Source organism: Pseudomonas sp. MT92, assembly GCF_058792515.1.
The window spans coordinates 279,537-290,072 of record NZ_JBXAFA010000009.1 but is presented as its reverse complement, the minus strand read 5'-3'; the positions used below and the strand labels follow the sequence as shown (position 1 = coordinate 290,072).

At 61.1% G+C, this 10,536-nt stretch carries 12 protein-coding genes and 1 pseudogene; 8 read left to right on the top strand and 5 right to left on the bottom strand.

The window, feature by feature from the left end; all coding sequences use genetic code 11:
* The 4 genes and pseudogenes from AC1Q6D_RS18870 to AC1Q6D_RS18855 form a co-directional block, all read left to right on the top strand.
* Window positions 1–357: pseudogene (locus AC1Q6D_RS18870) on the top strand (glycine dehydrogenase (aminomethyl-transferring)); the annotation flags it as partial.
* A 154-nt stretch (window positions 358–511) separates the two neighbouring features.
* On the top strand, window positions 512–1,768 hold the full coding sequence (glyA, locus tag AC1Q6D_RS18865) for a serine hydroxymethyltransferase (RefSeq protein WP_103405083.1): 1,257 nt from the start codon (window positions 512–514) through the stop codon (window positions 1,766–1,768).
* 155 nt (window positions 1,769–1,923) lie between these two features.
* Window positions 1,924–2,913 carry a lipoyl synthase gene (gene lipA, locus AC1Q6D_RS18860; protein WP_103405082.1) on the top strand — a complete coding sequence of 330 codons (990 nt, stop codon included), beginning with the start codon at window positions 1,924–1,926 and terminating at the stop codon, window positions 2,911–2,913.
* Window positions 2,914–2,950: 37 nt separating this feature from the next.
* Window positions 2,951–4,378 (top strand): M15 family metallopeptidase, encoded by a 1,428-nt coding sequence (locus tag AC1Q6D_RS18855; RefSeq protein WP_103405081.1) that lies wholly within the window; start codon window positions 2,951–2,953, stop codon window positions 4,376–4,378.
* 131 nt (window positions 4,379–4,509) lie between these two features.
* On the opposite strand, the gene AC1Q6D_RS18850 is transcribed toward AC1Q6D_RS18855, so the two are convergent.
* Both AC1Q6D_RS18850 and ggt read right to left on the bottom strand, forming a co-directional pair.
* The gene (locus tag AC1Q6D_RS18850) at window positions 4,510–5,043 is read right to left on the bottom strand and encodes a cysteine hydrolase family protein (RefSeq protein ID WP_103405080.1); all 534 of its coding nucleotides are present in this window, start codon (window positions 5,041–5,043) and stop codon (window positions 4,510–4,512) included.
* A gap of 67 nt (window positions 5,044–5,110) precedes the next feature.
* On the bottom strand, window positions 5,111–6,838 hold the full coding sequence (ggt, locus tag AC1Q6D_RS18845) for a gamma-glutamyltransferase (RefSeq protein ID WP_103405079.1): 1,728 nt from the start codon (window positions 6,836–6,838) through the stop codon (window positions 5,111–5,113).
* A 136-nt stretch (window positions 6,839–6,974) separates the two neighbouring features.
* Here ggt and AC1Q6D_RS18840 point away from each other — a divergent pair, with 136 nt between their 5' ends.
* Complete coding sequence (locus AC1Q6D_RS18840) at window positions 6,975–7,493, top strand: methylated-DNA--[protein]-cysteine S-methyltransferase (protein ID WP_103405078.1); 519 nt, start codon at window positions 6,975–6,977, stop codon at window positions 7,491–7,493.
* Window positions 7,494–7,611: 118 nt separating this feature from the next.
* On the opposite strand, the gene AC1Q6D_RS18835 is transcribed toward AC1Q6D_RS18840, so the two are convergent.
* Window positions 7,612–8,202 (bottom strand): NUDIX domain-containing protein, encoded by a 591-nt coding sequence (locus AC1Q6D_RS18835; protein ID WP_103405077.1) that lies wholly within the window; start codon window positions 8,200–8,202, stop codon window positions 7,612–7,614.
* Window positions 8,203–8,265: 63 nt separating this feature from the next.
* Window positions 8,266–8,703: a hemerythrin domain-containing protein gene (locus AC1Q6D_RS18830; protein WP_103405076.1), complete on the bottom strand. Its 438-nt coding sequence runs from the start codon at window positions 8,701–8,703 to the stop codon at window positions 8,266–8,268.
* A gap of 144 nt (window positions 8,704–8,847) precedes the next feature.
* Between AC1Q6D_RS18830 and AC1Q6D_RS18825 the strand changes: the two genes are divergently transcribed.
* Window positions 8,848–9,273, top strand: a complete 426-nt coding sequence (locus tag AC1Q6D_RS18825) for a GNAT family N-acetyltransferase (protein ID WP_103405075.1) — start codon at window positions 8,848–8,850, stop codon at window positions 9,271–9,273.
* Window positions 9,274–9,419: 146 nt separating this feature from the next.
* On the opposite strand, the gene AC1Q6D_RS18820 is transcribed toward AC1Q6D_RS18825, so the two are convergent.
* The gene (locus AC1Q6D_RS18820; protein WP_090468442.1) at window positions 9,420–9,770 is read right to left on the bottom strand and encodes a hypothetical protein; all 351 of its coding nucleotides are present in this window, start codon (window positions 9,768–9,770) and stop codon (window positions 9,420–9,422) included.
* A gap of 148 nt (window positions 9,771–9,918) precedes the next feature.
* On the opposite strand from AC1Q6D_RS18820, the gene AC1Q6D_RS18815 reads away from it, so the two are divergent.
* Both AC1Q6D_RS18815 and AC1Q6D_RS18810 read left to right on the top strand, forming a co-directional pair.
* Window positions 9,919–10,185 carry a hypothetical protein gene (locus tag AC1Q6D_RS18815; RefSeq protein ID WP_047527719.1) on the top strand — a complete coding sequence of 89 codons (267 nt, stop codon included), beginning with the start codon at window positions 9,919–9,921 and terminating at the stop codon, window positions 10,183–10,185.
* 2 nt (window positions 10,186–10,187) lie between these two features.
* Window positions 10,188–10,517 carry a DUF6388 family protein gene (locus AC1Q6D_RS18810; RefSeq protein WP_103405074.1) on the top strand — a complete coding sequence of 110 codons (330 nt, stop codon included), beginning with the start codon at window positions 10,188–10,190 and terminating at the stop codon, window positions 10,515–10,517.
* Window positions 10,518–10,536 lie beyond the last annotated feature (19 nt).

Here is a 10,536-nt window from a genome sequence, read left to right as displayed (position 1 = left end):
TTCCACGCCCCGACCATGTCCTTCCCGGTGGCCGGCACGCTGATGATCGAGCCGACCGAAAGCGAATCCAAGGAAGAGCTGGACCGCTTCTGCGACGCCATGATCCGCATCCGCGAAGAAATCCGCGCGGTGGAAAACGGCACCCTGGACAAGGACGACAACCCGCTGAAAAACGCCCCGCACACGGCGGCGGAACTGGTCGGTGAGTGGCCGCATCCGTATAGCCGGGAGCAGGCGGTTTATCCACTGGACACCTTGATCGACGCCAAGTACTGGCCGCCCGTAGGCCGGGTCGACAACGTGTTCGGCGACCGCAACCTGATCTGTGCCTGCCTGTCGATTGCCGAGTACGCCTGACCACAAAACATAACCCTGTAGGAGCGAGCTTGCTCGCGATGGTCGCTAACGATAACGCGGGCTTCCTGACGAAAACGCGTCAGCCTCACGATCATCGCGAGCAAGCTCGCTCCTACAGGTGGACCCTATTTCGAGAACCACAGAGGACTTCACCATGTTCAGCAAACACGACCAGATCAAAGGCTACGACGACGAACTGCTGGCGGCGATGAACGCCGAGGATGCGCGGCAGGAACACCACATCGAATTGATCGCCTCGGAAAACTACACCAGTCAGCGGGTGATGGAGGCGCAAGGCAGCGGCCTGACCAACAAGTACGCCGAAGGTTATCCGGGCAAGCGTTACTACGGTGGCTGCGAGCATGTGGACGTGGTCGAACAACTGGCAATCGATCGCGCGAAAAAACTCTTTGGCGCCGATTACGCCAACGTCCAGCCGCACTCCGGCAGCCAGGCCAACGCGGCGGTTTATCTGGCCTTGCTACAGCCCGGCGACACCGTGCTGGGCATGAGTCTGGCCCATGGCGGGCACCTGACCCACGGCGCCAAGGTCAGTTTTTCCGGCAAGCTGTACAACGCCGTGCAGTACGGCATCGACACCGCCACCGGCCTGATCGATTACGACGAAGTCGAGCGTCTGGCCGTCGAGCACCAGCCGAAGATGATCATTGCCGGGTTCTCCGCCTACTCCAAGACCCTGGACTTCCCGCGTTTCCGTGAGATCGCCGACAAGGTGGGTGCCTACCTGTTCGTCGACATGGCCCACGTCGCCGGGCTGGTGGCCACCGGTCTGTATCCGAACCCGATCCCGTTTGCCGACGTGGTGACGACCACCACCCACAAGACCCTGCGCGGCCCCCGTGGCGGTCTGATTCTGGCCAGGGCCAATGCGGAACTGGAGAAAAAATTCAACGCCGCCGTGTTCCCAGGTGGTCAGGGCGGGCCGTTGATGCACGTGATCGCCGCCAAGGCCGTGTGTTTCAAGGAAGCGCTGGAGCCCGCCTTCAAAACTTATCAGGCACAAGTGATCCGCAACGCCCAGGCCATGGCGCAAGTTTTTATCAAGCGTGGCTATGACGTGGTGTCCGGCGGGACTGACAACCACCTGTTCCTGGTCAGCCTGATCCGCCAGGGCCTGACCGGCAAAGACGCCGACGCCGCCCTCGGCCGTGCCGGCATCACCGTGAACAAGAACGCCGTGCCCAACGATCCGCAATCGCCGTTCGTGACGTCCGGATTGCGCATTGGCACCCCGGCCATCACCAGCCGTGGTTTCAAGGAAGCCCAGAGCATCGAGCTGGCGGGCTGGATCTGCGACATCCTCGACCACCTCGGCGATGCCGATGTCGAAGCCCAGGTGGCGCGGCAGGCGGCGGCGATGTGCAGCGATTTCCCGGTGTATCGCGACTGATCGCCCGACACAAAACCCTGTAGGAGCGAGCCTGCTCGCGATGGACGTAAAGCTGATGCGTTTTCGTCAGCAAGCCCGCGTTATCGTTAGCGACCATCGCGAGCAGGCTCGCTCCTACAGGTCCGGTTCTTGTCTGACAGACCTTGGAAAAATATATGAACACACCCGTGGAATCGCCCGGCAAAAGCCCGGCCAAGGTGGAAGTCGGTACCAAGTTGCGCGGTGCGGATAAAGTCGCGCGGATTCCGGTCAAGATCATCCCCACCGATGAATTCCCGCGTAAACCGGACTGGATCCGCGTACGCATGCCGATCTCTCCCGAGGTCGAGCGCATCAAGCAATTGCTGCGCAAACACAAGCTGCACAGTGTCTGTGAAGAAGCCTCGTGCCCGAACCTGGGCGAGTGTTTTTCCGGCGGCACCGCGACCTTCATGATCATGGGCGACATCTGCACCCGCCGCTGTCCGTTCTGCGACGTGGGCCACGGTCGGCCGAAACCGCTGGACGTCGATGAACCGACCAACCTGGCGGTGGCCATCGCCGAGTTGCGCCTCAAGTACGTGGTGATCACCTCGGTGGACCGCGATGACCTGCGCGACGGCGGCGCCCAGCACTTTGTCGATTGCCTGCGGGAGATCCGCAAACGGTCGCCGGGCATACAACTGGAAACCCTGGTGCCGGACTATCGCGGGCGCATGGACGTGGCCCTGGCGATCACCGCCAGCGAGCCGCCCGATGTTTTCAACCACAATCTGGAGACCGTTCCGCGTCTGTACAAAGCCGCGCGGCCGGGCTCGGATTTCGAGTGGTCGCTGGACCTGCTGCAAAACTTCAAGCATCGGGTGCCGCACGTACCGACCAAGTCCGGGCTGATGCTGGGCCTGGGCGAAACCGACGCGGAAGTCATCGCGGTCATGCAGCGCATGCGCGAGCACGATATCGACATGCTCACCCTCGGCCAGTACCTGCAGCCCTCGCGCAGCCACCTGCCGGTGCAGCGTTTCGTCCACCCGGACGTGTTTGCCTGGTTCGCCGAGGAAGGCGCGCGGATGGGCTTCAAGAACGTCGCCTCCGGGCCGCTGGTGCGTTCGTCCTATCATGCCGATCAACAACTGCATGGAGGTGCGGCGGGATTCACGCCATGATGGGCTGACTTGCCATGCATTTCGGAGGCCCAGCCCGATGCCCTTTGCCGTTCGAACGTTGCTCCTGCTTTTAAGCCTTGGCCTGCCACACATAGCCAGCGCCGGCGAGGCGGAGAGGCCCGAACACATGGTGTACCTGCGCACGATCGATCCGGGCATCGCGCAGGACATCCGCTACGCCAGCGCCCACAACTTCACCGGGCACCCGCTCGACGGTTATGCGGCGCCGGAGTGCCTGCTGTCGGTGAATGCCGCCAAGGCCCTGTCCCGGGTGCAAGCGGCCTTGCAGGCGCAAGGCTACGGTTTGAAGGTATTTGACTGCTATCGACCCAGCCGCGCGGTCGCCGACATGGGGCGCTTCGCCACCGAGCCGGGGGACCCGCGTAAAGCCGAGTTCTACCCACGGGTGGACAAGCAGGACTTCTGGCGCCTGGGCTATGTGGCCCGGGTGTCCAATCACTCCAGGGGCAGCACCGTCGATCTGACCATGACCGGCCCGGACGCCCTGCCCGACGACACCTGGACGCCCACTGCCACTGCGGTCGATTGCACGGCACCGTACGACCAGCGCTGGCACGACGGCGCCGTGGACATGGGCACCGGTTTCGACTGCTTCGATGAACGCGCGCACACCGACTCAACGCAGATCAGCGCCACGGCCAAGGCCAATCGCCAACGACTCACCCGCGCCATGGAGAAAGAAGGCTTCAGCGGCTACTCGGCCGAGTGGTGGCACTTCACCTACAGCGGCGATGCGACGCTGAAAGACGTCATGGATTTCCCCATTACGCCGCTTGCGCTGGGGGACGTTCTCAAGACCAGCAATCAACTGATTGTGGTCACCAGCCAAAAATGGACCGACACCCACGCGACCGCGCAGCGTTATGAGCGACAGGGCAACCGCTTTCGCAAATACCAGGCAGCGTTTGATGTGGTGCTGGGCAAAAACGGGTTGGCCTGGGGCAAGGGCCTGGGCCCCATTGATCGGCGCGACGGGCCCATCAAACAGGAAGGCGATGGAAAAGCGCCGGCCGGGATATTCAAGCTGGGGACCGCGTTTGGCTACGACACCACGGCTGAAACCCGGCTGCCTTACCTCGCGCTGACCGCCACCACAGAATGCGTGGATGACAGCCACTCCCATCGCTACAACCAGATCGTCGACGGTTCGACCACACCGAAGGACTGGTCCAGCTCCGAGCACATGCGCAGCATGGATGAGCTGTACCGAAAAGGCATCGTCATCGAACACAACACACCGGCCGCCCCGGCTGCGGGTTCGTGCATTTTCTTCCACATCTGGCGCAGCCCTGCCTCGCCGACGCAGGGCTGCACTGCCATGGATCAAGCCGATATCTCTCGGCTGTTCAGTTGGCTCGACCCAAGCCAGGCGCCCCTGCTGATTCAAATGCCCGAGGAGCAATACGAGCAATTACGCGTCGGCTTGAACCTGCCCGGACGTTGAAGCGGGAACCGATTCAGGCGTTTGAACGCTGCTCGGTCGCGACAGCCAGGGGCGAGATGTCGTGGCGCGCTCAAAAGGGGGCCGGAGTTATTCGGCCAGTCAAGCTCGCTCCCAAAGAGAATGTGGTGGTTTCAGGGTCGGATATCGTTGGCCGGGACGACGTCGATCCGGGCAACGGCGCTGGTCAGGTGCGCCAGATCCTTGTTGTGTTCGGCGATGATGTCTTCAGCGGCCATATTGCCGTTGTCGACGGTGGAGTGGGCGTCGGCCGCGAGCACGACGTCGTAACCCAGTTTCAATGCCTGGCGCACGGTGGCGTTGACGCAATAATCGGTTTGCAGACCACAGATGATCAGGCGGCTGACGTCCAGCTCCTGCAACTGGTCATGCAAGTGGGTCTGGTAGAACGAATCCGGAGTGGTCTTGCGTACGCGCAGGTCCTGGGGCGCGGTTTGCAACCCTTCGGCGAGTTGCCAGCCTTCGGCGTTATGCGCCAGGGGGCTGCCCTTTTCTTCATGCTGGATCAACACCACGGGGAGCCCTTTGTTTCGGGCCTTGGCACTGAGGCCGTTGATGCTGTCGATGACTCGCTTGATCTGAAAGCACTCATACTCGCCGGAGCACAAGGCCTGCTGGACGTCGATGATTAACAATGCGGTAGTCATGGTTCCTTCCTTGAGAAGTCAGTGGAACAGGGACGAACATAAGTCCGTCCCCGTCCAAACACAAGACTCAATAACCCAGCGACAACCCGGTGTTACGCCGTGGATCGTTGGCGCCGTAGAAGCGGTTCTTGCCTACCGGTTTGCCGTCCAGGGACGGCGCGCCGACAAGAATCGCCGCCAGGTGGTTGGCGTCCTGTGGCCCGGCAAACTTGTGGCCCCAGCTTTCGAGGATCTTCACGGTGTCCGGGCTGGTGGTGAAGGCTTCGAGGTTGGTTTCCTCCGGCAGCCATTGCTGGTGGAAACGTGGTGCATCGACCGCTTCCTGGATGTTCATGCCGTAGTCGATGACGTTGAGCATGGTCAGCAGGGTCGCGGTGATGATGCGACTGCCGCCGGGCGTGCCGACCACCATCACCACTTTGCCGTCCTTGGTGACGATGGTCGGGCTCATGGATGACAGCGGCGCCTTGCCAGGGGCGATGGCGTTGGCTTCACCCTGGACCAGGCCATACATGTTCGGCACACCGATCTTCGAGGTGAAGTCGTCCATTTCGTCGTTGAGAATGACCCCGGTTTTACTGGCCATGACCCCGGCACCGAACCAGTCGTTGAGGGTGTAGGTCACCGACACTGCGTTGCCCCATTTGTCGACGATGGAGTAATGGGTGGTGTTGTTGCCTTCATGGGGCGCGACCCCAGGCTTGAGCTCGCGGGACACACCGGCCTTTTGCGGATTGATGGCTTCACGCAGTTTGGTCGCGTAGTTCTTGTCCAGCAGGTGGGCAATCGGGTTCTTCACGAAGTCCGGGTCGCCGAGGTAGCTGTTGCGGTCCACGTACGCGTGGCGCATCGCTTCGATCTGATAGTGCATACCCTGGGCCGAGTGATAGCCCAGATCCTTCATCGGATAACCTTCGAGGATGTTCATGATCTGGCAGATCACCACGCCACCGGAGCTCGGAGGCGGGGCCGAGACCACGTGGTAGCCACGGTAGTCGCACTCGATCGGCGCCAGTTCGCGGGTCTTGTATTTGTCCAGGTCGGCCTGGGTGATGATGCCCTTGTTGGCCTGGCTGGAGGTGACGATGGCGTCGGCGACCCAGCCCTTATAGAAGCCGTCGGCGCCCTTCTCGGAAATGGTCCGCAGGGTTTTGCCGAGGTCTTTCTGCACCAGCTTCTGTCCGACCTGCATCGGCTCGCCGTTGCTCAGAAAAATCGAACCGGAATCCTTCATGTCCTTCTTGAACACGTCGGTGGCGTAGTCCAGCAAATCGACGTCACCCTGTTCCAGCACGAAGCCGTCTTCGGCCAGTTTGATCGCCGGGGCAATCACTTCCTTGCGTGGCTTGGTGCCGTATTTGCTCAGGGCCAGTTCCATCCCGGACACGGTGCCGGGCACGCCGACGGCCAGATGGCCGCGGGTACTCAGGTCCGGGACAACGTTGCCCTCTTTGTCGAGGTACATATCGGCGGTGGCGGCCAGCGGGGCCTTTTCGCGGAAATCGAGGAAGGTCTTGCGTCCGTCGGCCAGTTGGATGGTCATGAAACCGCCACCGCCCAGGTTACCGGCGGCGGGATAGACCACCGCCAGCGCGTACCCCACCGCCACGGCGGCGTCGACGGCGTTGCCGCCGCTCTTGAGCACGTCCACACCCACATGGCTGGCCAGATGCTGGGCAGTGACCACCATGCCGTTTTCGGCCGCGACCGGGGCTACGGAGGCGGCGTGGGCCATCAGGCAGCTGAGTGCCAATGAGGTCGCTATCAGCGATTTGGCAAAAGGTTCGTACTTCATCAGTCGGTCTCTTCTTGTTATTGAACAGGGGAACGCTTCAGGAGCCGTAGGCAAGTATGGTCGCGATTGCGTATTGCGCCTCCCCGGCGAGACAGTATCCTTAACGCCCGTTCAACCATTCGGCGCGGCCTTCGGCATGACCTACACCTGCAGCACCCTGGCGTCTCCGGTCGGCGAGTTGAAGCTGGTTGCGAACGGCTCGCGACTGGCGGCCATCCTCTGGGAAAACGACAAACCCGGTCGGGTGCGGCTCGGCCCGATGAGCGAAGCGCCTGACAATCCGATTCTGCTGCGCACGGCGCAACAACTGCGCGAATACTTCGCCGGCGACCGCCATCATTTCGAGCTGGATCTGGAGTTTGTCGGCACGGAGTTCCAGAAAAAGGTCTGGGCAGCGCTGTTGACCATTCCGTTCGGCGAGACCCGTAGCTACAGCCAGATCGCCGAGCAGATCGGCAACCCGAGTGCGGTCCGGGCGGTGGGCGCGGCGAATGGCAAGAACCCGATTTCGATTGTCGCGCCGTGCCATCGGGTGATTGGTGCGTCGGGGAAGCTGACGGGATTTGCCGGGGGGCTTGAGGCGAAGGAGAAGCTGCTGACGCTGGAAGGTGCTCAATGGCTCGGAGCCGGAATGACCGCTGACCTGTTCGGGTAAACACTATGGCGAGGGAGCTTGCTCCCGCTCCCGTGCGCAGTGCTGGCAAAAATTCGCCAGGCCCCGAGATTTTTTTGGGGCCGCTTCGCAAGCTCGCTCGCCAAAGAAGGGTTAAGGCTTAAGCCGCGAAGATGTTTTTCATCGCCGCATACTGCAGCAGCATGATGGTCTTCGCATCGCAGATTTCGCCACGATAAAACGCCTCGAGCGCTTCATCGAAGGCCCATTCCAGCACTTCCAGTTCTTCCGTCTCTTCCTCCAGCCCGCCGCCTTCGCTGACCTTCGACGCCGCATCGTATTCGGCGATGAAAAAATGCAGTTTTTCCGTCACCGAGCCCGGGCTCATGAAGGCCTCGAACACCGGCTGCACGTGGTGCACGCGGTAACCGGTTTCTTCTTCCGCTTCGGCACGAATGCGTTCTTGCGGCGCAGCACCTTCAAGCAGCCCCGCCGCCACTTCGATCAACAGACCATCGTGGCCGTTGACGAACACCGGCAAGCGAAACTGCCGGGTCAGGACCACGGTTTTCTTCTCGCGGTTGTACAGGAGAATCGCCGCGCCATTGCCACGGTCATAGACCTCGCGGGTCTGGCGCTGCCACTCGCCATTGTTGCGTTGATAATCGAAGGTGATTTTGCGCAGCAGGTACCAGTCGTGGGACAACACCTGTGACTCAAGGATGTTGACCCGCTCCGCTGTGTTCGACATGACAACGCGTCCTGTTTTTTCGAGATGGTGCATCTTAGGTCAAAACGCGCGGCGTTTGATCCCTCAAACCAGCTGTGCCTTGTATTCCTTCACATAGGCACCGGCGAGTGTCTCTTTCTGTTTGTCGTCGAGCAACTTGCCGGCCATCTGGAAGAACTTCTGCTCTTCCTCTTCGAGGTGGTGATGGACCTTCTCGGACAGCTTCTTCGCGACTGCCAGCCAGGCCGGGCTGGACATCTCGGTCTCGTCCAGGGCTTCCATCATTTCATCCATCTCGTGGTGTTCGGCGATCGCATGGCGGCTGAGGTCGACGCCGTTGTCGAATTCCATCAACGGGATGTAGAAATGCCGCTCTTCGGCGGTTTCGTGAGCCTGCAGTTCGGACTTGAGCTGTTTATAGGCTTCGACCCGTTCAGGGGTGTCGCCGCTGGTGCGAATCAGCGCTTTGGCATAGGTGCGCTGGCGTTCGTGGCTTTCGCGCAAGGCTTCGAAAATATTCACGGAGTGTCCTCATGGGCGGCGTTCTGAAATGACGCTCTCTGAGGCTAGACATCTGCGCGCGGGCGACGGTTCCACGCGTGCCGGGGATGGATCAATCGCCACGACCCAGATAGTCTGCGACCTCACTGCCATAAGGACATAGCCATGACACTGCGAATCGAGCTGTCGCCAAACCCCACGGAAGAAGAACGCCAGGCCATCCTGTTGCCACTGCGCGCCTATAACGCCTCGAAGGCCGAAGGTGCCGTACCCGAGCACATTGCATTGCTGGTGCGCGATGACAACGACGAAATCCTCGGCGGGCTCTACGCCCGGTTGTTCTACCAGTGGTTGTTCATCGACCTGTTGTCGGTGCCGGAGCAGGCGCGGGGTCAGGGCATGGGAACCCGGCTGATGCAGATGGCCGAAGACCTGGCGCGGGAGAGGAAATGCATCGGGCTGTGGCTCGACACCTTCGAGTTCCAGGCACCGGAGTTCTACAAGAAATGCGGCTACAGCGAAATAGGGCACATTGCCGACTACCCACCGGGGTATAAGCACTTCTTTTTTCAGAAGCGCCTGAACAACTGAATCAACACGCCTGCTGTAGGAGCGAGCCTGCTCGCGATGGACGTTAACGATAACGCGGGCAGGCTGACTTAACGCGTTGCCATTGAGTCCATCGTCGGAACGCCGCCCGGAGCCGCCTCGCTCCTATAGGGGAGGCGTGCATCAAATCAGAGGCAGGTCGCCAAGGCCGCCAACCGACGCTTGGCGACAAAGTCATCATGCTGCGCGTAGTAGCTCAACACGGTGCCCGAGGCATCGGTGGTCACGTCGACGAACGACTCCGCCGAACGCGTGTAGACGGTAGTCCCGCCCTTCTCGCCTGGCTGCAGGTAAGCCGCCGCATCGACACCGAACACCGCTTCGTCCTGCCAGGAAAACTGCACGCACTGGGCGACATCCCTGGCCGGCTTGTCCGAGTTGAGGGTTTTGTACGGAGGTTTGCTGCGGGCATCGCTCATCACCGAGCCCGCGCAACCGGCCAGCAACGTCACGGCCAGCGCTACCATCAGAATTCGCATTGCAGTCGCTCATCAGGAAAAAGCGGACTGTATCACCGTGGCACGGCGTTTCGTTCTGCTTTACTGCATTTATACCGCGACACCGCGCGACGAATCGCGCACCCTGTCGCGCCCTTCGCGTCGCATCGACCTCTATTGTGGAAGCCCAATGACACCCAACGCCGAGTTTTACAAACCCACCACTGAATACGCCGACAAGCTGATCAGTCAGATCGGTCAGACCCCCTCCTGGATCGCCAAGCGAATCGGCGTGACTGACAAGCGCATCCGTTACATCCTCGACGGCGAAAGAACCGTCAAGGGTGAAACAACACCGATCCAGATGACCTACACCGAGCAGTTTGCCCTGGAATGCCTGGCGGCAGCGGCCAAGGCCAGCAAAAAACAGGCTTCGCAATCCCTACCCAAGGAGTGACCATGGCGGCATCCGGGCAGCAACACGAACAGGCACTGAAGCGGTTTCTCGAACAACGCCCCGAGCTGCGTGTGGAGCTCGACAACCTGAATCCATTGCTCGCTCAGGTAAAGGGCGAGACCCTCGCGCAGTATCGCGACGAGCGTTTACACGAAGCCTTCGAGGCCGAAGCCGAGCGTCTCGGTCTGTTTGCCTGGGAATTGACGCTGCTGTTGACCGCCGCCACACCCGAGGACTATCTGGCCCAGCGGCTGGACGTGCACAGGGAAGTCGCGGAAATGGCCGGGCTAGACTGGCAGGAATATTGCGAGTTATATGGATTAACCCCCTAACGTCTCGCTCAAGGATGCC